The following is a 21,287-nucleotide window of genomic DNA, read 5'->3' on the forward strand; positions in this document are numbered from 1 at the left end:
ATCAATCCTCAATGTCAGAAAACAGATTTTGCCCTTCGGCGGACATATCTGCGTTTTCTGTTACACCGTTCAAAAGGTCGCGTGTTTCAACGCTTCCATTGGAATGGCCGATGATTACCGAAGAACAGATATCAATGAAAAGCCCATTTTCAACCACCCCAGGCAATTGATTTAGCCCTACTGCAAGGGCTTTGGCATCATTGATTGCGTTCATGTGCAAATCAAGGATGTGATTGCCTTCGTCTGTCACAAACAACCGATCACCTTCCATGCGGGTGCTAATTTTAGCGTTCAGATAGCCAAGCACTTCAAGCGTGCGTTCAATCGAAATGCGTGTGGAGTTCATGCCAAATGGAATGACCTCTACGGGCAATGGGAATGCCCCGAGTTGGCTAACCTCTTTGTCAGAATCTGCAATGACAATCATGCGATCACTTGCCATCGCAACAATTTTTTCTTGCAGCAGCGCACCACCGCCACCTTTAATGAGTGAAAAATCAGCATCAAATTCATCAGCCCCATCAATCGTCAAATCGAGCCAACCGGCTTCATCAAGAGTGATAATTTCGATACCCACTTTTTGAGCCAGATCAGCTGTCCGGCTTGAGGTTGGAACTGCTTGAATGCGTAGCCCTTCATCGCTTATTTTCTGCCCCAGGTGTTTGACCAGCCATGCGGCAGTGCTTCCGGTTCCAAGACCAACCTTCATCCCACTTTGCACCAGACCGGCGGCCCTTTTTGCGGCAGAAAATTTAGCTTTGTCATCAGCACTTAATGAGTCAAACATATCAGGCCTCCATTGAGATTACTGCGCTTATAGGCAACATTCAAACGATGTGCGAGTGTGATTTATACAAAACCGAAGCGGCGCGGCAATCTGGACGATTTAAGATGACCTGTTTGCCATAACAACTGTCGCTTTTTGAGTGTTTCAAATGAATTTCGTGATCTATGTAATGCACGAGTTCTGTATCAAATTATGGAAAGTTAGGTAGATGGATACTAAAGTATGCATGATTGTTGGTGGCGGCCGGGGCATGGGCGCGGCAGCAGCACGGGAAATGCGGACAAGAGGCTATAGTCTGTCAATGATGTCACCATCAGAAAGCTGTGAAAATCTGGCACAAGAGCTTGACGGTGTTGCATTGCGCGGAAGCGCGGAAAACCCACAGGAGGTGAGCGCGCTAATAGATTTAACCATGGACACTTATGGCCGCATCGATGCCCTGCTCATTCATGTGGGTGGGCCGCCCAAGGGCGATTTGCTTGAAATTTCTGACGATGATTGGGACAAAGCCCATTCAATGGTGCTTAAACCCGTCATTCAGGTGGCAAAGATCGTCACGCCGATCATGCAGCAACAGGGCGGCGGATCAATTGTAAACATAACAACGTTTTCCGCATTTGAGCCCAGCCTGACATTTCCCACCTCTAGTGTTTACCGAGTTGCTGTGTCCTCGTTTACCAAGCTCTTCTCAGATCGCTACGGCCCGGAAAACATCCGTATGAACTGCCTATTACCCGGGTTTACCGATAGTCTTGACCTGCCAGAAAAATTTGCACAAATGTCGTCCCTTAAGCGACTTGCCACAGCAGAGGAACAAGCCAAAACGGCGGCTTTCCTTCTGAGTGAAGACAGCAGTTACATCACCGGCCAAAGTATCCGTTCTGATGGCGGCGTAACGCGGCATATGTAGCGCTTGTGGTGAAGCCAATGAATGAAACGGATTTGCTCGCAAGCGCGATGTTTTGCTTTATGATGCAGACACGCCGAACAAATGCCACAGTTAAAAAAGGATCGCTTTAGATGTTTTTGTCTGTCTTTGATATGTTCAAAGTTGGCATAGGCCCCTCATCTTCGCATACGATGGGGCCAATGGTGGCGGCTGCGCGTTTTTTGGATATACTGCGTGGCTCACCTTTTGCGGCTACCGGATTGCAAGCTAGCCTACACGGCTCGCTTGCCTTTACCGGCATTGGCCATGCGACCGATCGGGCGACAATCTTGGGTCTGGCGGGATTTGAACCGGACAGCTACGATCATGACAAAGCAGAAGCGGCTCTAGCCGCTATTCGTAGCACACATTCTGTTGCGCCGCCCGGCCTGCCGCAGCTTGCCTTCGACCCCAAAAATGATCTTCAATTCGATTTTGGGCCCAATTTACCCGGTCATCCAAACGGCATGATTATCAAAGCCACGGATGCTCAGGGTGATGTGATCCTGCAAGAGACCTATTATTCGGTCGGCGGCGGCTTTGTGATGACCGAAACCGAACTGACCGAAGACGGTTCTGAAAACACAGGGGCCGAGGTGCCCTATCCCTTTACAACTGCGGCCGATATGCTTCGGATGGCCGAAACCTCGGGGAAAACCATTGCCGAGTTAAAGCGCGCGAATGAAATGTCATGCGCAGGCCATGATGCTTTAAGCAGCGGTGTTGCCCGCCTGTGGCAGGTGATGTCCGACTGTATTGACCGCGGCCTGACGCGCGACGGTATTCTGCCCGGTGGTTTGCAGGTCAAGCGCAGGGCGAAAGGTATACATGATGCCTTGATGGCTGAACGCGGCATGAACCTTGCGCCGCCGCATACAATCAACGACTGGATGAGTGTTTATGCCATGGCGGTGAACGAAGAAAATGCAGCCGGCGGGCAAGTGGTTACTGCGCCGACCAATGGCGCGGCAGGCGTGGTGCCTGCTGTCATCCGGTATTATCTTGATCATGTTCCCGGCGCACAGAGATCTCGCGTCGAAGACTTTTTACTCACGGCTGCTGCAATTGGCGGCTTGGTGAAATTCAATGCCTCGATCAGCGGCGCTGAGGCCGGCTGCCAGGCCGAGGTTGGCAGCGCCAGTGCGATGGCTGCAGCGGGGCTATGCGCAGTTTTAGGAGGCAGTCCAGAACAGGTTGAAAATGCAGCAGAAATTGCGCTTGAGCATCATTTGGGTATGACCTGTGATCCAGTTAAGGGCTTGGTTCAGGTGCCCTGTATTGAACGCAACGGGCTGGGTGCGATAAAGGCGGTTTCTGCCGCAAGCCTCGCGCTACGCGGCGATGGTACGCATCTGGTTCCACTTGATGCGTGCATAGAAACCATGCGCCAAACCGGTCTGGATATGAGCGAGCGTTATAAAGAAACATCGCTGGGTGGATTGGCTGTCAACATTCCCAATTGTTAGCCCAAATGTTAGCCCAATTGTTAGACTGTGGTTTTGACCGCCTGAAGTGTCGGTTTCAAAACAGACTATTGTATAAAACAAAGATCAACTGCGGCCCATGAGCAGCCCTTTAAACGCTACTGCTGAAACCAACACCGACCGAGTAGTCTTGGGCGTTGGGCTTATGATCGCGTTTTGCGTTGTTGCGCCCCTTTTGGACGTCGCCTCAAAGCTGGCTGCTGATGAAATCCCAGTTACCCAAATCACAACCAGCCGGTTTGTTCTACAAGCTGTTTTGATGGCGCCAGTGATCGGGTTACTTGGCCACGGGTTTACCATGCCTCAGCGCTTGATTTGGCCTATGACGCTGCGCGCTATCTTATTAATTGTCTCAACCTATTGTTTTGTAGCCGCCATTTCGGTGATGCCAATTGCTGATGCTTTGGCAATTGTCTTTGTTGAACCATTTATTTTGCTGGTGCTGGGAAAATGGCTTTTAAAGGAACAAATCGGACCGCGTCGGCTGGGCGCCGCATTGGTCGGCTTTGTAGGAGTGGTACTGGTAATTCAACCAAGCTTTGCCGCGTTTGGGGCTTATGCTCTGTTTCCGCTGGCGACCGCCGTTAGTTTTGCCGGATATATGCTGAGCACACGCAGCATTTCACGCCATATTCATCCCGTCCCGATGCAATTTCACACCGCACTTATAGGCTCTCTGCTCTGTTTGCCGGTGATGATTTGGGGCCAGTGGGGGGCGATCCAAGGCTTGGACCCGGTATGGCCACAGGGGATTTATTGGCTCTGGCTTTTCGGGGTAGGATTTTTCGCCACCATTTCACATCTGCTTATGACCTATGCACTGCGCTCTGCACCATCCACGGCGCTGGCGCCGCTGCATTACCTAGAAATTGTATGTGCCGTATTTTTTGGCTATCTCGTCTTCGCTGATTTTCCGAACAAATTGAGCCTGTGCGGAATATTTATCATCACTGGCTGTGGGCTATACATATTTCTGCGAGAGCAAAAAATGGCACAAAAAGTAACGCAATAAAATTAAGACAACTTTAGATTGCTTTATTAGTGATAATTTATTACCTATGGTGGATGGTTCTTGATCGTCCACTATTCGGCATTTTGTTGATGTTACTGTTTTGTCTGTTGGCACCGCTTGGCGATGCTTTGGCAAAGCTGCTTGGCCAAAGCGTGCCCTTGGCCCAATTGATATTTGTGAGGTTTGCTGTTCAAGCGATCCTTTTAATTCCTTTGGTTTACGGCACCGGGCGCAATTGGCGTATGTCGGGATGGGTTCTAGCTTTTGCATGGTTGCGGATTGGTCTTTTGATTGCCGGTATAACCTGCATGGTGATTGCACTCAGATATCTTCCGCTGGTCGATACAATCGCAATTGTTTTTGTGATGCCATTCATTTTGTTACTATTGGGCAAGATTTTTCTTAAAGAAGTTGTAGGACGGCAGCGGTTGCTTGCTTGTCTGGTCGGGTTTGCCGGTACGCTTTTGGTCATTCAACCATCTTTTCAGGACGTAGGTACGCCCGCATTATTACCGCTTTTAGCTGCTTGGTTGATTGCATTTTTTATGATGGTTACTCGCCAAATTGCCAAAGTGACAGATCCTATCGCACTTCAGGCTGTCAATGGTGTGATGGCGCTGATGATAATCACGCCAGCGCTCTGGTTTTTTCAGGGCAGCGACTTCGCAGAAATGCAAATGATTGTTCTGAGTAAAAATCAAATTTGGCTTCTGCTGCTGTTTGGTCTTACGGGCACCGCTGCGCATTTGGTCATGACTTGGTCATTGCGCTATGCCCCCTCAAGCACCACCGCACCCTTACAATATCTTGAAATACCGATAGCCACTGTGATTGGTTGGCTGGTTTTTTTCGACCTCCCCAATCCAACGGCCGCAATTGGGATCGTTGTGATCATTGCTGCGGGACTTTATGTCCTCATAAGGGAGCGGGCCATTTCGGTGCGCACTGCAATGCCGATGCTACCGGCCCGGCAAATTTCCGCGGCAGAATAAGCAACATTGAGCAATTTTTCGGTGCTAGCACCAGCTTTCCATTGCATCGGTTGGATGTTCCTATTTGGCCACTTGGAGAAAACTCAAGCCCATCTGTCGGCCAGTCCAGCCCCTGCGACGCCACCTTTGTCGGCGCCATAGGAAAAAGCGAAACTCGGGTACCAACCGGCAGATCAAGTGCAAATTGTGGCGGCACAACGCAGATGATATCCTGCGTCCCAATCAGCAAGCAGCGCTGATGCGCATAACGTACCAACACACTCTGTACCGCCATTTGATGATCAGCGCGCCCCCCAAGAAAGCCCACACCAACAATCAGAGGTGCTTCGATCCGGGACAGGCATTTTTCAAAATCCGTACTGTCCTGTTCGGCAATGCGGTGGAGCCGTTCAGCTGGCACCTGCGCTTGCAGATCGGGCGCGAGCGAGTCTAGATCACCGATCACAGCCAAAGGGCAGTGGCCATGGTCAAAAAGGGCTTTTGCCCCCCCATCTGCGGCCACGGCCTTAGGGGCCAGACGCAAGCCCTCGGCCAATAGGCTGGCGTCTATCGGCGCGCCCCCAAGCAAAGTGATTGGTTCATTTTCGGATACAATAAGCCTGTTCACGACAAAATTCCCTCTAAAATGTCAGATTGCCTTAATATGGCCATGAAATCATACATGCTTAACCCTAGATTCGTTTGTTTTTTGTCGATTTTGTCATGTTACCTAAATTACAGACAAACTCGAAGGTAAGCTGCCCTATGGGAATTGAAAACAAAGTACTCACAGTGTCCTATGGCACCTTTTCCTGCACTTTGGAGGGGTTTACCGATTCGTTTGGCGCTATGAAAGCCATTGCTGAATATTTTCGCGATTTGGCTTCTGATGATCGTTATTTTGCCGCCAATCCCCCCGACCTAGATCCCGGCATTATTAGCGAGCTTGCCTCGCGCAATTCCTCACAAAAACTGACAGCACGAACTCAGGGTACCAATGTTGTGCTTTCACCAGCAGAGCCCAAGGCCACGGAGCCAAGTAATTCTAGCCCTAAAGCACCCGTTCAAGAAACAACTCTAACTGAGCGTGTGAAGCGGATCAAAGCCCTCGCCAACCGTGGGACATTCAGCGACGATGAAAATGAACAAACCAAGATCTGGCCTACCAATGAGGTTTTACAGGGCGATCCAGTTGAGAACTTTTTTGCAGACCACGAGGTGATCCCACCGCCAAGAAAAGAAAAATCTGCATCATATCCAGCGCCTCCGCCTCTCACGATCTCGGCAGAACAAGAAACACAAGCAACACCTGACGTGAGCACAAAGATCCCTGCACGAACCAGCGAAGTGCAAGCGGAAAGTCAAAATCCAATGGATTTACAACCCACCGGCACAGCGCAAAAGCCGCTAGAAATTATTTTTGATGATTTGAGCTCGGAACTGACCAAAGGCAGAGCACAAAATGATCCCGCTAAAACGGATGCACCCAACAAAGCCTTGGACGAACCCCGCCCAGAGCCAGCAGAGGTGCCAACCGATTTGCCTAAAAACGGCATCTCCGGGGGCTCATCTGAGGTAGCACAAAGCGCTGCGCCCACTTCACAACCGGCGGCAGTGTCTCTGGCAAACTCTTTGCAAAAATCAGTCGATTTACCGCCTGCTCCCGCTATCACTAAGCCAGTGGTCAAAGTAATACGCAAGTCGGTCGTGGCTAAGCAAGAGCAACCCTTTGAAGGCCCTAAACCTGTCCCTGATGACACATCCTTGCAAGCAAGTGAGACAGAAAATCAAACCCAACCTGCAGAAAGTACCGCGCGGGCAACCAAGGTATCCCCCCCTTTGACGGATGTGGAAACGCCAACCCGTCAGGATACTCAGAAAAGCTCCTTTGAGGATAATTTAAGCGAAATGCTGTCCTTGAATTCAACCAAACTTGAAGACGTAAAGCAAAATAATCCGAAAGAAACGCAACCGGCGCGCCTAAGGCAACAGGTTTTGCGTCAAGAGCATCAAGATGTCTCTCGATTGCTGAAACAAACAGATCAAAAAATGGCACATCCTGGGCAAAGCCGGCGGCGCAATGCCCTAGCGCATTTGCGCGCGGCTGTTGCTGCAAATAGGGGCGAGCATCCAACTGACCTTGCGACCAACGATATTTTAAAGATGTCAACATCAACCAATTTGGCCGCGCAAACCTCTCTTTCACAAGAAGTCTCACCTGTAGAAAACAACGACAGATCAATGCCTAAACCGCTTAGATTGGTGGAAGATCAACGCGTTGATGGCCCCAAAGTTGCCGCGGCAGAGATAGCCGAAAAAAATCTAATTGAAACCCCGATTGATTTTGCAACTTATGCTGAACGGGTTAAAGCGACAACGCTCGAGGCCCAGATGGAAGCGGCCGCAAGCTATTTATCGTTGGTTTTAAAGCGCGAAACGTTTGCTCGGCGAAATGTTTTTGGACGTACGCGTGAAGTATCCAAAAGTCCTTTCATGCGGCGGACTTATATGGGCATTTTCAACGCCTTGATTAAACAGGGAAAAGTAAAGGCTCTAGAGAATGGAACATATGAAATCTGCAAGGATAAAATTGGCTATCAATTGCCCGACCAGATTTTGCACTAAAGTGATGCGCAAGCGCGGCGCTGCTTTTGCCTGCTACTGGTCAGGGTCAGCCTGTCCTATGCCCCGAAAGATAAATTTAAACGGCAGCGCCCAAAGCACGCCCAAAGACACGTAAATGAGCAACTCAAGCCAGATCGGTGGGCGGTCAAACAATCCGATGACCCCGACAGCCACCACCACATAAAGCGGCAGGCCGATCAATAAAATCACCAGTGACCAGCGGCGGCGGGCTTTGTAGCTTAGGGCCATGTCTTCTCGCAGTTCGGTTAGTCTTGAAACGGGTCGGTTACCAAAATCGTGTCCTCACGTTCTGGTGAAGTTGAAACTAGCGCAACCGGGCATTCAATCAACTCTTCCACGCGGCGCACATATTTAATCGCATTGGCTGGCAGATCTGCCCAGCTTCTGGCGCCCTCTGTGCTATCGGACCAACCATCCATTTCCTCATAGATCGGCACGCAGCGCGCCTGCTGATCTGCCGCAAAGGGAAGATAGTCAAGCGTCTTGCCGTCTAGCTCATATCCTACGCAGATTTTTAGCGTCTCAAAGCCGTCCAGAACATCCAGCTTGGTAAAGGCAATGCCTTTCACTCCCGATGTAGCGCAGGTCTGGCGCACCAAAGCCGCATCAAACCAACCACAGCGGCGTTTGCGTCCTGTCACCACGCCAAATTCATGACCGCGTTCGCCTAATCGCTGACCATCGGCATCGTCAAGTTCGGTTGGAAACGGGCCTTCGCCCACCCGGGTGGTGTAGGCTTTGACAATCCCTAGCACAAAATCAATCGCCCCTGGACCCATACCTGATCCGGTGGCAGCCTGCCCTGCGATCACATTGGAAGATGTCACAAAGGGATAGGTGCCAAAGTCCACATCGAGAAGGCTGCCCTGCGCGCCCTCGAATAATATCCGTTTACCGGCTTTGCGCTCTTCGGCCAGCACCTTCCAGACCGGCGCGGCAAATTGCAAAACCAGCGGTGCAATGTCATTGAGCTGCGCAAGCAGCGCGTCGGTATCCACTTCGGCCATGCCCATACCGCGACGCAGGGTATCATGGTGCACCGCCAAGCGCTCGATGCGTGCTTTAAGCGTATCAAGATCGGCCAGATCGGACACACGGATCGCGCGGCGGCCAACTTTATCTTCATAAGCCGGGCCGATGCCGCGCCCCGTAGTGCCAATTTTGGCGACTTTATTCTGTCTTTCGCGGGCCTGATCTAGTTCGGAGTGTACCGGTAATATCAGCGGCGTGTTTTCCGCAATCATCAGGTTTTCGGGCGAAATTTGCACACCTTGGCCCTGCAGCTTGGCAATCTCTTCTTTTAAATGCCATGGGTCTAGAACCACACCATTGCCTATGACCGACAACTTACCGCTTCGCACAATCCCTGAAGGCAGCAGCGAAAGTTTATAAACCTCGCCATCGATCACCAGAGTATGACCAGCATTGTGACCGCCTTGAAACCGCACGATGACATCGGCGCGCTCGCTGAGCCAATCGACTAGTTTTCCTTTGCCTTCGTCGCCCCATTGGGCGCCAACCACGACCACATTCGCCATTTTTGACCTTTCTGATCTGCGTCAAACCCGCGTCGGTATAGCGGCCCTCGCCGCGCTAGAAAACCTCGAAAAGCACCAAACCGGTTTATTTTTTAATTTTAATGGCAACCGGGCTGCCGTGCGGTGTGCTCAAATAGGCCTCTGCCCATGCCGCGTGCAAGTCAGATAACTGGCGCTTGTCCTTTGGATCGCGCTCGACCAGCAGCGCTTCGAGCGTTTCCAGCCAGGCTGTGAAATAATCATCACCGCCATTAAGCTCATGGTCGGCCCCATTATGTTTGAGCCTTGCGCCAAAGCGTTTGGTCCAATCCGGCCAGCTAAAAAGTCCTTGCGCGTGCAGTGCCACGCTTAGGGCAAAAAGCTGAGCATGCCATGGCTGTTCAAAAACAGGCTGCGGCGCAGTTTGCATTACATCGGGTCCAGATAACTTTGCCATAGATCAAGCATCACTTCGTCGTTGGGATTTTCAGCATGCGCCCATAGCACATCGGCCCGAAAGGCAACGCAGTAGAGAGGCTCGGGCGCTTCGCCCTGCCCATGCGCATTGGCATCCGGAAAAACATGTGCGCCGTAGCACTGCACAATACGGCCTTTTTTTCCGGCTGCATAGGACGGCAACCGGCTGTGGCCTCCGTTGACATTCCGGTTCTGGCCACAACCTGCGCGCACCGCGTCGCCAATGGAAAAACGTACTTTTTCACTGCTCTCGCGTTCGGTTGGACCACCGCTTGACAGAACTTTGGCCACTTTATCAGGCGCCAACCGACGCGCCTGAAGCGGCGATGGTTCGCTATCGACCATTGCGCTTTCCAGTTCAGCGCGGCTTATAACGTCATGCTCAACCAGCATATTGCACAGCGCTGATATCCATTTTTCATAATAGGAAAACACCGCATAATCAGCCGGCAGCAGCCGCTCACGCGAATGGCGCGATGCATCCAGTGTCCACAGGCCAAGGCTTCCAGCCGCCAGCGTTACCGCCAATGCGCGCGCGTGCCACTCTTCGGCAAAAACCGGCGCATCTGCGGGCTCGGCATCAACCCGCCCATCTCCAAAGCGGCCGCCCATATCATGCAGCCGGCTCATGACGGGGCCGCGATCAGACCAGTGCCGATCATGGCATCACGGGTGATTAGCTTTGCAAGCGCGTCGGTGCTCCAACCTTCCGTTCCTGTAGGCCGTTGCGGCACTACAAGATAGCGGATTTCCGCGGTGCTATCCCAAACCTTCACAGAGACACTTTCGGGCAGTGTTACGCCAAATTCAGCCAGCACTTTACGCGGCTCGCGCACTGCCCGTGCACGGTAGGCATCCGATTTATACCAGCCCGGAGGAATGCCAAGAAGCGGCCATGGATAACAACTGCACAAGGTGCAAACAACAAGGTTGTGCACGCTATCTGTATTTTGAACCGCCACAATATGCTCGCCCTGACGGCCATAAAACCCCATCTGCGAGACAGCCGATGTGGCATCTTTGAACAGCAGATCACGAAACGCATCATCGCTCCAGGCCCGCGCCACCACCTCTGCGCCATTCTGAGGACCGATTTTAGTTTGATAGGTATCAATAATTTCATCAAGGGTGGCCGGATCAACCAACCCTTTGTCCACCAAAAGCGTCTCAAGCGCTTTGACCCTTAGCGCTGGATCAGAGGGCAAAAGGCTATGAGGTTGATCATGGTCTTGGGCATCATGTGGCATAGGGACACTCTGCGCAGAGGATTTGCCCGGGTCAAGATGGTATTGCCCCTTGCTTCGGGGGGAAAACTTTCCTATCTACCGCCTAACAGCGATACGCGAGGCTCTATGGAAAACGTCGTTCTTACTATCCACCTGCTGCTGGCACTGGCTTTGGTCGGTGTTGTGCTGCTGCAACGCTCAGAGGGCGGCGGTCTTGGACTTGGCGGCGGTGGCGGCGGTGGCGGTGTGATGTCGGGCCGCAGCGCAGCCTCGGCTTTAACGAAAGTCACTTGGATTTTGGCGGTTGCGTTTATCATCACTTCGCTCAGCTTGACAGTGATTGCAGCGCGCAAGTCAGCAGGCAATTCTGTGATCGACCGATTGGGAATTCAAAGCACCGAAGGCGCGGCAACAGCCCCGGCTTTATCGGATGCCGACGCCTTGTTGCCACCTGATCCAGAAGATACAGCGCCACTGGTTCCAAGCGCGGACTAAAACACTAGCTATTGATGCTATCCGAAAGACCGCAACATTATCTTGCGGTCTTATTGCATTAAGGTTGCGAATCCTATAAGAGTTTACTCCCGTGAACCTGCGCCAATTCGGGCATGTATGGGCACTTATTTTGCGCGGTCAGCGCAATGAATATCACGGGGGTGAGCCTTGGCTCGATTTATTTTCATTACCGGCGGCGTAGTTTCTTCACTAGGCAAAGGTCTAGCATCGGCGGCCGTTGGTTCTTTACTGCAAGCCCGTAATTATACTGTGCGACTGCGTAAACTTGACCCCTATTTGAACGTTGATCCCGGCACCATGAGCCCGTTTGAGCATGGCGAGGTATTTGTCACTGATGATGGGGCCGAAACCGATCTAGACCTTGGGCATTATGAACGTTTTACTGGGGTTGCAGCCCGAAAAACCGATTCTATTTCCTCTGGCCGGATATATTCCACCGTTTTGGAAAAAGAGCGCCGCGGTGATTACCTTGGAAAAACCATTCAGGTGATCCCCCATGTGACCAATGAAATCAAAGAATTCATCTCAATCGGTGAAGACGAAGTGGATTTCATGCTGTGTGAAATTGGCGGCACAGTAGGCGATATCGAAGGCCTACCGTTTTTTGAGGCCATCCGGCAGTTTTCCCAAGACAAGCCACGCGGGCAATGTATTTTCATGCATCTTACCCTGCTTCCCTTTATCAAAGCCAGTGGCGAGCTGAAAACCAAACCCACCCAGCACAGCGTTAAAGAGCTACGCTCTATCGGCTTGGCACCAGATATTTTGGTGTGCCGATCCGAAGGCGAGATACCCGAAAAAGAGCGTGAAAAGCTGGCCTTGTTCTGCAATGTTCGCTCCGAAAGCGTGATTGCGGCGCAAGATCTCAAATCAATTTACGAAGCGCCCTTGGCCTATCACCGCGAAGGTCTGGATCAGGCGGTGCTTGACGCCTTTGGCATCGCGCCTGCCCCACAGCTTGATCTGACCCGGTGGGATGATGTGGCAGACCGGATTTACAATCCCGAAGGTCAGGTCAATGTGGCCATTGTTGGAAAATATACCCAGCTTGAAGATGCCTATAAATCCATCGCTGAAGCTTTGACCCATGGCGGTATGGCCAATCGGGTAAGGGTGAAGGTTGAATGGGTTGATGCGGAAATTTTTGAAACCCAAGATGCCGCGCCGCTGTTGCAAGGGTTTCACGCGATCTTGGTGCCCGGCGGGTTTGGCGAACGCGGCACCGAAGGCAAAATCAAAGCTGCGCAGTTTGCCCGCGAACATAAAGTGCCATACTTGGGCATTTGCCTTGGGATGCAGATGGCGGTGATTGAAGCGGCCCGTAATGTGATCGGTGTCAACGATGCCGGATCAGAAGAATTTGACCACGAGGCCGGCGGAAAACGCTTTGAGCCAGTGGTCTATCATCTCAAAGAATGGGTGCAGGGCAATCATAAAGTTGCGCGCAAGGTGGATGACGACAAAGGCGGTACCATGCGGCTAGGTGCCTATGATGCGAGCCTGGCCGAAGGGTCGCAAGTGGCAGAAATTTATGGCAGCACCAAAATTGATGAACGTCACCGCCACCGCTATGAGGTTGACATCAAATATCGCGAGCAGCTTGAAGCTGCCGGCCTGCGGTTTTCGGGCATGTCCCCTGATGGGCGGTTGCCCGAAATTGTCGAGTGGACGGATCATCCGTGGTTTATTGGCGTCCAGTTCCATCCCGAGTTGAAATCGAAACCTTTTGAGCCGCACCCGCTGTTTAAAGACTTTATTCGAGCGGCAAAAGAAATCTCAAGGCTCGTTTGACCGCAGCAAAACTTAAGGTGTATCTTTGCGAGGCTATAGAGTTTGGCGTTAAATGCGCCCTACTGGGGTGAATTTAGCGAACTGAACCCTATCTAGAGAGCATAGAGAAAGCACCTGTCAGGAGGTCATATGGCGAAGGGGTATTGGATTGCGCAGGTCACGGTCAAAGACCCAGAGACCTATGAGAAATATAAGGCTGCAAATGCTATTGCCTTTGCCAAGTATGGTGGCCGGTTTATCGTGCGCGGCGGCGCACAGGCGGTTAAAGAAGGGACCACGCATCCCCGATCGGTGGTAATCGAATTTCCAGATTACGCGGCCGCACTTGCGTGTTATGAAAGCCCAGAATACAAGTCCGCTCTGGCCATCCGCCAAGGCATTTCCGACGGAAATCTGGTTATTGTTGAAGGATACGACAGCTAATATGTTTGCAAATTTACTGAAATCTCTGCTTGATCCCGAACCCAAAGAGCTTGCTCCAAGCGATGCGCGGCTGGCTATTGCTGCGCTTTTGGTGCGGGTGGCACGATCTGATAATCATTATGCAGAAAGTGAAATTCAGCGCATTAATAGAGTGCTGCAAACCCGCTATGGCCTTGATGCTGCAGGTGCCGCCGCGTTGCGTCAGGATGGTGAAACACTTGAGCAAGAAGCGCCTGATACAGTGCGCTTTACCCGCGCGATCAAAGACGCTGTTCCCTATGTCGATCGCACGGCTGTGATCGAATCCCTTTGGCAGATCGCGCTGGCTGATGGCGCGCGTGATGATGAAGAAGATGCGCTGCTGCGCCTTGTGGCAAAATTGCTTGGGGTAAACGACGTCGACAACGCAGCCGCACGCCGACGCGCCGCGCAGGCGTGATCGCCACCCTGCCCATGTATGATCGGCGCGAGATGCGCGCAGCGACAGACGGTTTGTGGCAGGCCATTCGAACAACACTGGGCTACGGCCCAGCGCAGCTCACCCGCCGCGACGACCCGTGGCCGCTGTGGCAAGACCCAAATTTGCTTTTAGGGCAAACCTGCGGCCTGCCTTACCGGACCCAATTGGCCAAGTATGTGAAGTATGTAGGCACGCCTGATTATGGCCTCGAAGGCTGCCCACCAGGGTATTACGCTTCGGTTTTTATCGCCCGCCAGGATGCGATCTTATCCAATTTTCAAAATAAAACCTTTGCCTATAATGAACCGCTGTCTCAATCTGGTTGGGCCGGCCCCATAGACCATCTATGCCGCCGCACTATCCGCCCAAGACGGTGCTTGCGCAGCGGCTCGCACCAAAATTCGGCGCGTTATGTGGCCGAAGGACGGGCCGATTTTGCGGCCATTGACAGTCAAAGCTGGCGATTGATCAAGGCCTATGATCCTTGGGCCAAGAACCTGTTTGAAATTGGCCAAAGCGATCCGACACCCGGACTGCCCATGGTTTGTGCACAGAATTTTCACGCAGATGAATTGGCCCAAGCCTGCACGCAGGCGATTTCATCGCTTCCCGAGAGCACGCGCGAAACCCTTGGGCTCAAGGGGTTTGTTGATTTATCGGCGGCTGCCTATTTTGCACTGCCCGACCCGGTTGATATCGCGGATTTTTGCTAGCCAGATCGCGCCTTCCTTATCCTTTAAATGCCGGTGGACATCTTACCCTAGGTTTGAGACAGTTCAAAACGTAAAGCAAATAGCAAAGAGGCGATAGCGTGACAATCATTCAACCGGATTGGATCAATGGACTGTTGGGCGGTCTAATGATTGGCTTAGCAGGCGCCATATTTTTGCTTGGTAATGGCCGGGTCATGGGGGCAAGTGGTATATTAGGGAGAGTTCTAGATCGCTCTGAAACCCAACCACTGGCAGAAAACATTATGTTTTTATTAGCCTTGGTTTTGGCACCAATTGCCTTTTCACAATGGCTTGATACAGGCCCTACGCATCTGAGCGGTAATTGGCTGGTGATTATTTCCGCCGGTCTTTTGGTCGGGATTGGAACTCGCCTTGCGAATGGCTGCACATCCGGCCACGGTGTGTGCGGCATCTCGCGGCTCTCGCCCCGTGGCATTGTTTCGACCTTCCTATATATCGGCGGCGGTGTGCTTACCGTTGTGCTGCTGCGTCATTTGTGGGGGCTTATCTAATGCGGATTTTATTTGCATTAATCAGCGGCGCTCTGTTTGGCATTGGGCTGTGCGTGTCAGGCATGACAAATACGCTTAAGGTTCAAGGATGGCTGGATATTTTTGGCGTATGGGACGCCACTTTGGCTTTTGTGATGGGTGGCGCAATCGTTCCTATGGCAGTGGCTTGGCGGTTGGTCAAAGCCAAAAGCCAGCAGCCCGCAGTTGCACAAAGTTCTGGCACTGGCCCGCTGTTCGACCGGCAGTTTGTCCTTGGTTCAGTGCTTTTTGGCGCAGGTTGGGGTGTGGCAGGTCTTTGCCCGGGTCCAGCCTTGGCATCGCTTAGTTTTGGCGGCTTGGGCGGTGTGGTTTTTTTATTAGCCATGGCCGCCGGAATGATTGCCGCACCGAGGATACGTACAAGGCTTGCTGCACCCGCTCCAATCTGAGCTAACCTAAACGCCTTGCTCAGTGTGCCCGATCAAAGGGCTTGACGATTTTTATGCGCGGTGCGACGGTTCGCGCGGTTTTGTAGTAAAAGGATATCGTCCATGAGCGATGCGTTTTTTCAACCCGTTTCTGGCATGGAAATGCCGCGCTTCGCCGGCGTTCCCACCTTTATGCGCCTGCCGTTGGTCGAACCTGATCATCCGCGCTTTAAAGAGGTTGATATCGGTGTGGTCGGCGTGCCGTGGGACAGTGGTACCACCAATCGCCCCGGGCCGCGGCATGGGCCACGGCAATTGCGCGATGCGTCCACCATGATCCGCGCCCAGCATTCGGTCAGCGGTGTACGCCCGTTTGAAGCCGCCGCCTGTGCAGATGTGGGCGATGTGTGCTGTAATCCGGCCGACATTGGAGACACTTTACAGCGCATTACTCAGTTTTATGATACTCTTCTGGATCATTCGATTGTTCCCCTAACCGCTGGCGGCGATCACCTAACTTCTTTGCCAGTACTACGCGCGCTGGCCAAAAAGGCACCGCTCGGGATGATCCATTTTGACAGCCATACAGATTTATTCCACAGCTATTTCAATGGCCAGATGTATACCCATGGCACCCCGTTTCGGCGCGCCATGGAAGAAGGCCTTTTGGACCCCAAGCGGGTAATACAAATTGGCATTCGCGGCACGCAATATGATCAAGAAGATTTAGATTTTGCCAAAGCCGAGGGCATTCGGGTGGTGAAAATAGAAGAGTTTTTCGACCGTGGTGTTGAGGATGTAATGGCCGAAGCCCGCGCGATTGTTGGCGCTAAGGATACCTATGTGTCCTATGATATCGACTTTGTTGATCCGACCTTTGCCCCGGGCACCGGCACACCAGAGGTCGGCGGCCCAAACAGTTTTCAGGCGCTGCAGGTCGTGCGCGGCCTTGGCGGGGTCAATATTGTTGGCGCGGATATGGTCGAAGTATCGCCGCCCTTTGACGCTGACGGCGGCACCGCCTATCTTGGGGTGTCGATCATGTTCGAGCTTTTGTGCCAAATGGTCAGAAACCGCAGCCCGGAAATTTGAACCTGCGTGATACTGCCGCAATACCGACGCGATACAGATATGGGGTTTGGGCCTTTAGCAGCGGCCAAAATTTTCTCAATATGATTAATATTTCCCTGCGATCGATCAGCTTCGCACATATGCAAACAGACCGAAAGCGAAGCCAATAAAGCAAAATAGATAACCCATTGGAACTAGAAAAAATGGCTCTTTAAGGATGCCATCCTGTGCGACAGACTCACCTATAAGAGCAAATAAAATTTGCATCCCAATTCCGCAGGCAAAAAATCCAAGAGCGAGGTACAACACTGTATTATTCATTTGTTTATCCAATTCAAAGAGCGTAAAAATTAAAGAGTAAGAAACGTGGTTTAACGCAGAAAAATTCTAACTTTAAAAAGCAAATCTATATTTTAATCATATTCTATCAAACTCTTTTGCTTTACCACACGCCTTGGATAGAGTCAGCACCGGCACTGATTTGTTTGCCCGAAAAGCTTTGGAAATTTGTGTCAGGACACCGCTGCGTCGGCTGATACACCAAGACCATTAGCGGCTATCCGCAGGATCATTTGATCATAACTCATATTAAGATTGAGCAAACAAGATCGGAAAAAATAGCCCTGACCAAGACCCGGCATGAGGTTGGCTTCAATAAAATGAAGCACATTATGCCCATCCATTTTTATGTCAATACGGCCAAAGGATTTGCCCCCCAAAGCCTTGAACGCCGCCTCTGCCATAGTTGAAAGTTGTTTTCGAAGCACCGCGCTAGCAACCGCGACGACCTGTTCCGTGTCATTCTTTTTGATATGAAAATCTAATATCCGGTGACCATTTTTATTTTTTGACGCAATAATCTCGACCGGCATTGTCGTACAGTTATGGGTTTTGCAATCTTGGAAAACCCCAACGGTAAATTCTCGGCCAGTTAAATAAGCTTCTGCCAGCGTGGTATTGTTTTGTTTGCTATATATTTTTGAAACCTTGGCTTTGAAGCTTGCAAAGTCGTGAACGTATGAAAAAGCATCAACGCCGCGACTATCGCCGCCTATTACCGGCTTAAGAAATAAAGGAAAGGCGATCGGAATTGATGTTTCTGTTAGATGTTGGCCGGGGACTGATTTGAAATATCGCGCTGTCTGAACCCCCGCTTTTTGCACAATGTCCTTTGCATGGCTTTTGTTAGCCTCACGTTCAAGTGCTTTTCTATTTGATGCCATATACGCAATCCCGCATTGATCCAAAAAATCATTCAACCAAGTTTTGCCATCGCCAAAATCAAAATATTTGACGCCTGAAAAGACAAGATCCGGCCGTCTGTCCACAACACGCCTAAGATCCGATTTAGTAGCGATTTCTGAAATCTGAACATACTGATATTTTTCAGACAAAAGATTGAAAATTAAGTGTTCATCTAAAGTAATGCCCACGTTTTTCTGATGGCTGTGTGGGCTGTCTGCTTTCGGAACCGTGAGTATTACAATAGATTTATTTTCTTTTACCGGCAAATGTATCTGGAGAGGAACATTACGGTTTCTGTATGCGGGTAATGCGGAGCCGACTCTAATAGATTTCATTGGTTTGCCAATGATCGGTGTTGTTTTTGTATTTTCTGATTTCAAAATAAATCCTAACAATGCTCGCGCAAAATTTTGGCGAAACGCGATGGGTTTCAATGGCTTAGCTGTATCGGAAACAGTAAAATTAGAGATAAAGTCCAGATAAATATATCTGCATTTTATGAAAGCTATGACATTAAGCGAAAAACACGCGCCACTCATATCTATAGAGACTTGAGGGCGATGGTAACCAATGAAGTAAACTCAGGGTATTTGCAACAAAATAACTGCCCATCGACAATTATATCTGAACTACTTCATCCAGCTTTTGACTTGTTTGATTTTTCCGGCATCTGCAGCGCCCGAAACTTTTCCAAGTATCTCGCCGTCTTCGCGCAGTACAATGACCTGCATCTGTTTCGTACCTGATATTCCAAAGGGCTTATTCAAGACGGCAGCTTTTTGATAAATCGTATAGGTGCGATGCTGCCATTCTTGGGTTGCGAATGCTTTTTTGAGGCCACCATCAATCATGCCTTTCACAAATCGTGCGCCGCGGCCCATCAATAGAACTTGGATAAAATTATCTGAAGGCGAAAAGCCCATTTGTGCAACCCAATCTTCCACCGCGCTTTGCTGACCGCGTTTATAAGCAAGCAAAATGACCGTTTTTTTGCCCGGAAGCTCTTTAGGCCATTCGACTTCTTGACCGCTTAAATTGGTAAAGAGCATCGTATTTGGCAGGCTTTCGGCCTGTGCGGTGAAACCTACCATGGTTGCCAGTACAACGGTGACTGCCAAAAGCCATTTTTGCATCTCTATACACTCCCAAGTGGCGATAAATCTCTGATGCGAAATGGTAACTTATGCGGTTATCTTTTCAAGCCTAAGGTATAAGATAAATACGCTTCACAACGTAACGCCCCGATCTTATTCAGGCGACAAACATTTCTTGACCCTTTGGAATTGGGTTGTTACCTGCGGCGCGCCCAGCGATCACGGGTGCCGATCATAGCGCTGCAGCCTATGGGCGCTAACCAAACCGCAACAGGCAAAAACCGCGACCCCGATCATCATTGCCGTGGGCGTTCCATTAAAAAACTGCCCTGCAATCCCCGCCAAAATCACCGAACCAAGCGTTGCCACTGCGCTGACGACGCTGGCAGCGGTGCCGGCAATATGGGCAAAAGGTTCCATTGCCAGCGCTGTTAAATTCCCCATAGTCATTCCAGCCTGAAAGAAAATACCAAACACCCAAAACACAAATAGGCCAAACCCTAGCGGTCCTGAAATCACACCGGCATTTAGCAGTAAAAGCATCAAAAAACTCCACACCACTTGAACTTGAAAAGCGGCACTGACCAACCGCCGCATTCCCAATTGCATCACCAACATGGCATTTACAAAACTCGCAGAGGCCGCGCAAACCGCAATCAATGCAAACCAAACCGGAAAACTAGCGGCGCGATCAAAGAAGTGATCAAAAACAGGTTGGATTAACAACAAACCGGTAAACAGCACCGCATAGGAAAATACCAAGGTTAGAATTGCGGTGCGAACAATCGCTAAAGATAAAATTTCTATCACGGCTAAATTAAAACTTCTAAGCCGAAAAGGGACCCGGTTTTGGGCTGTGATCGGCTCTGTAATCCGCAGCCCCATCCAGGAGGTGCTAACGACAACAAACACGATGAACACAGCAAAAATTGCCTGCCATTCAAAAGCTATCATGACGCCGGCCCCTATTAACGGAGCCATCGCGGGCACCAGAGCAAAAACAATCATTATGAAAGAAGAAATACGCGCCATTTCGCGACCTGAATACAAATCACGCACCAAAGCGTGCGAAATAACCCGCGGACCCGCCGCCCCAATACCTTGCAATAAGCGTGCAATAAGCATGGTCTCTAAGCTGGTTGCTATCATGCAAACCGCTGCAGATAAAACGTACAGCCCTGCCCCAAAATATATAATCCTTTTGCGCCCAAAACTATCTGACAAGGGGCCCATAAAAAAGGTTCCAAGCGCCATCCCAACAACAAAAGATGATAAAATCAACTGTGCTTGATTAGGGCTTTCGGGGGATAATTGCGCAGCGATATGAGGCAACGCTGGCAACATGCCATCGATTGAGAGCGCAACCGTTGCCACCAACATTGCCATAAGCGCAATAAACTCAGGAGTAGAAATGCGCACCGATAAACCTATCCACAGCAATTTGACGAGTGTAAGCACTGTCTAATATGCGCAAAATCAATCTATTAAAAGACTATAAAATATGTTTTTTCACTCTATGTTGGGGCGTGCATTAAACTGAAATGAACCGGCCTATCCTGGCCTGGCCCATTAGATTCCCACACTTTTTGAGACACATTCACAATTATTTGTTTGTTGCAAAAAAGAAGGGGTATTTATCATTTCTGGAAGTGCCATACGGACAAAAATAACATCGTATGAAAAATAAACGGAAAATATCCTCTTGTAGAGAGGCTACCTGAAGTCTTTGAAACTCTCAATGCGAAATGGGCAGAGTAGTTAAAAGCAGTTACCCTTTATGACACACAAAATCAGGACTCAAAAAAGGTAAAATATCTCTTGCTCCTAAGAGTTTTAAGATTGAGCCATGGGGTTTTAAATACGCAGAAACACCATAACCTTCTTTAAAAAAGTCTGATCTAAACAACCTAATTGCTTTAGTCAGGCGCATACCGGTGTCAAAAATCAGAGCCGCCAACCAATGCAGATCATTATTGATAGCCCTAC

24 protein-coding genes are annotated in these 21,287 nt (G+C 50.5%); 13 read left to right on the plus strand and 11 right to left on the minus strand.

Features of this window, described 5'->3' with window-relative positions; genetic code table 11:
* Position 1: 1 nt before the first annotated feature.
* Positions 2–787: a ribose-5-phosphate isomerase RpiA gene (gene rpiA, locus GN278_13105; GenBank protein XAT61610.1), complete on the minus strand. Its 786-nt coding sequence runs from the start codon at positions 785–787 to the stop codon at positions 2–4.
* 208 nt (positions 788–995) lie between these two features.
* On the opposite strand from rpiA, the gene GN278_13110 reads away from it, so the two are divergent.
* From GN278_13110 to GN278_13125, 4 genes are all read left to right on the plus strand, one after another.
* Positions 996–1,697 (plus strand): SDR family oxidoreductase, encoded by a 702-nt coding sequence (locus tag GN278_13110; GenBank protein ID XAT61611.1) that lies wholly within the window; start codon positions 996–998, stop codon positions 1,695–1,697.
* 110 nt (positions 1,698–1,807) lie between these two features.
* On the plus strand, positions 1,808–3,181 hold the full coding sequence (locus GN278_13115) for an L-serine ammonia-lyase (protein ID XAT61612.1): 1,374 nt from the start codon (positions 1,808–1,810) through the stop codon (positions 3,179–3,181).
* Positions 3,182–3,344: 163 nt separating this feature from the next.
* Complete coding sequence (locus GN278_13120) at positions 3,345–4,211, plus strand: EamA family transporter (protein XAT62664.1); 867 nt, start codon at positions 3,345–3,347, stop codon at positions 4,209–4,211.
* A gap of 53 nt (positions 4,212–4,264) precedes the next feature.
* Complete coding sequence (locus GN278_13125; GenBank protein XAT61613.1) at positions 4,265–5,203, plus strand: EamA family transporter; 939 nt, start codon at positions 4,265–4,267, stop codon at positions 5,201–5,203.
* On the opposite strand, the gene GN278_13130 is transcribed toward GN278_13125, so the two are convergent.
* Positions 5,127–5,810: a thiamine diphosphokinase gene (locus GN278_13130; GenBank protein ID XAT61614.1), complete on the minus strand. Its 684-nt coding sequence runs from the start codon at positions 5,808–5,810 to the stop codon at positions 5,127–5,129. The two genes, GN278_13125 and GN278_13130, sit on opposite strands and share 77 nt — an antisense overlap.
* Positions 5,811–5,947: 137 nt before the next feature.
* Between GN278_13130 and GN278_13135 the strand changes: the two genes are divergently transcribed.
* Positions 5,948–7,807 (plus strand): hypothetical protein, encoded by a 1,860-nt coding sequence (locus tag GN278_13135; GenBank protein ID XAT61615.1) that lies wholly within the window; start codon positions 5,948–5,950, stop codon positions 7,805–7,807.
* A 33-nt stretch (positions 7,808–7,840) separates the two neighbouring features.
* Here GN278_13135 and GN278_13140 read toward each other — a convergent pair whose 3' ends face one another.
* The 5 genes from GN278_13140 to nthA all read right to left on the minus strand — a co-directional run bounded on the left by GN278_13140 (position 7,841) and on the right by nthA (position 11,069).
* Entirely contained in the window at positions 7,841–8,056 is a 216-nt protein-coding gene (locus GN278_13140) for a DUF2842 domain-containing protein (GenBank protein XAT61616.1), read from the minus strand.
* Between the two features lie 17 nt (positions 8,057–8,073).
* Complete coding sequence (locus tag GN278_13145; protein ID XAT61617.1) at positions 8,074–9,366, minus strand: adenylosuccinate synthase; 1,293 nt, start codon at positions 9,364–9,366, stop codon at positions 8,074–8,076.
* A gap of 85 nt (positions 9,367–9,451) precedes the next feature.
* Positions 9,452–9,775, minus strand: coding sequence for a nitrile hydratase accessory protein (locus GN278_13150; GenBank protein ID XAT62665.1), 324 nt, complete (start codon positions 9,773–9,775; stop codon positions 9,452–9,454).
* On the minus strand, positions 9,775–10,452 hold the full coding sequence (gene nthB, locus GN278_13155) for a nitrile hydratase subunit beta (protein XAT61618.1): 678 nt from the start codon (positions 10,450–10,452) through the stop codon (positions 9,775–9,777). Before nthB ends, GN278_13150 begins: the two co-directional genes overlap by 1 nt.
* Positions 10,449–11,069, minus strand: a complete 621-nt coding sequence (gene nthA / locus GN278_13160) for a nitrile hydratase subunit alpha (protein ID XAT61619.1) — start codon at positions 11,067–11,069, stop codon at positions 10,449–10,451. Before nthA ends, nthB begins: the two co-directional genes overlap by 4 nt.
* 105 nt (positions 11,070–11,174) lie before the next feature.
* On the opposite strand from nthA, the gene secG reads away from it, so the two are divergent.
* The 8 genes from secG (at position 11,175) to speB (ending at position 16,983) form a co-directional block, all read left to right on the plus strand.
* On the plus strand, positions 11,175–11,543 hold the full coding sequence (secG, locus tag GN278_13165) for a preprotein translocase subunit SecG (protein XAT62666.1): 369 nt from the start codon (positions 11,175–11,177) through the stop codon (positions 11,541–11,543).
* Positions 11,544–11,711: 168 nt separating this feature from the next.
* Complete coding sequence (locus tag GN278_13170; protein ID XAT61620.1) at positions 11,712–13,355, plus strand: CTP synthase; 1,644 nt, start codon at positions 11,712–11,714, stop codon at positions 13,353–13,355.
* Between the two features lie 129 nt (positions 13,356–13,484).
* Positions 13,485–13,778: a DUF1330 domain-containing protein gene (locus GN278_13175; GenBank protein ID XAT61621.1), complete on the plus strand. Its 294-nt coding sequence runs from the start codon at positions 13,485–13,487 to the stop codon at positions 13,776–13,778.
* A 1-nt stretch (position 13,779) separates the two neighbouring features.
* Positions 13,780–14,217: a TerB family tellurite resistance protein gene (locus GN278_13180; GenBank protein XAT61622.1), complete on the plus strand. Its 438-nt coding sequence runs from the start codon at positions 13,780–13,782 to the stop codon at positions 14,215–14,217.
* Positions 14,214–14,951, plus strand: coding sequence for a PhnD/SsuA/transferrin family substrate-binding protein (locus GN278_13185; protein ID XAT61623.1), 738 nt, complete (start codon positions 14,214–14,216; stop codon positions 14,949–14,951). Before GN278_13180 ends, GN278_13185 begins: the two co-directional genes overlap by 4 nt.
* A gap of 107 nt (positions 14,952–15,058) precedes the next feature.
* Entirely contained in the window at positions 15,059–15,484 is a 426-nt protein-coding gene (locus GN278_13190) for a YeeE/YedE family protein (protein ID XAT62667.1), read from the plus strand.
* Positions 15,484–15,912 (plus strand): hypothetical protein, encoded by a 429-nt coding sequence (locus tag GN278_13195; GenBank protein XAT61624.1) that lies wholly within the window; start codon positions 15,484–15,486, stop codon positions 15,910–15,912. The genes GN278_13190 and GN278_13195 overlap by 1 nt, the downstream gene beginning before the upstream one ends.
* A 102-nt stretch (positions 15,913–16,014) precedes the next feature.
* A complete protein-coding gene (gene speB / locus GN278_13200; protein ID XAT61625.1) occupies positions 16,015–16,983 on the plus strand; it encodes an agmatinase in 969 nt (322 codons plus the stop codon).
* A gap of 105 nt (positions 16,984–17,088) precedes the next feature.
* On the opposite strand, the gene GN278_13205 is transcribed toward speB, so the two are convergent.
* From GN278_13205 to GN278_13220, 4 genes are all read right to left on the minus strand, one after another.
* Positions 17,089–17,283, minus strand: coding sequence for a DUF3955 domain-containing protein (locus tag GN278_13205; GenBank protein ID XAT61626.1), 195 nt, complete (start codon positions 17,281–17,283; stop codon positions 17,089–17,091).
* 191 nt (positions 17,284–17,474) lie between these two features.
* Positions 17,475–18,746: a D-alanine--D-alanine ligase gene (locus GN278_13210; protein ID XAT61627.1), complete on the minus strand. Its 1,272-nt coding sequence runs from the start codon at positions 18,744–18,746 to the stop codon at positions 17,475–17,477.
* Positions 18,747–18,836: 90 nt separating this feature from the next.
* On the minus strand, positions 18,837–19,340 hold the full coding sequence (locus GN278_13215; GenBank protein ID XAT61628.1) for a hypothetical protein: 504 nt from the start codon (positions 19,338–19,340) through the stop codon (positions 18,837–18,839).
* A gap of 180 nt (positions 19,341–19,520) precedes the next feature.
* Entirely contained in the window at positions 19,521–20,714 is a 1,194-nt protein-coding gene (locus tag GN278_13220) for an MFS transporter (GenBank protein XAT62668.1), read from the minus strand.
* Positions 20,715–21,287 lie beyond the last annotated feature (573 nt).

The sequence above is a fragment of the Rhodobacteraceae bacterium Araon29 genome, from assembly GCA_039640505.1.
In the GTDB taxonomy this organism is placed as follows: Bacteria; Pseudomonadota; Alphaproteobacteria; order Rhodobacterales; family Rhodobacteraceae; genus CABZJG01.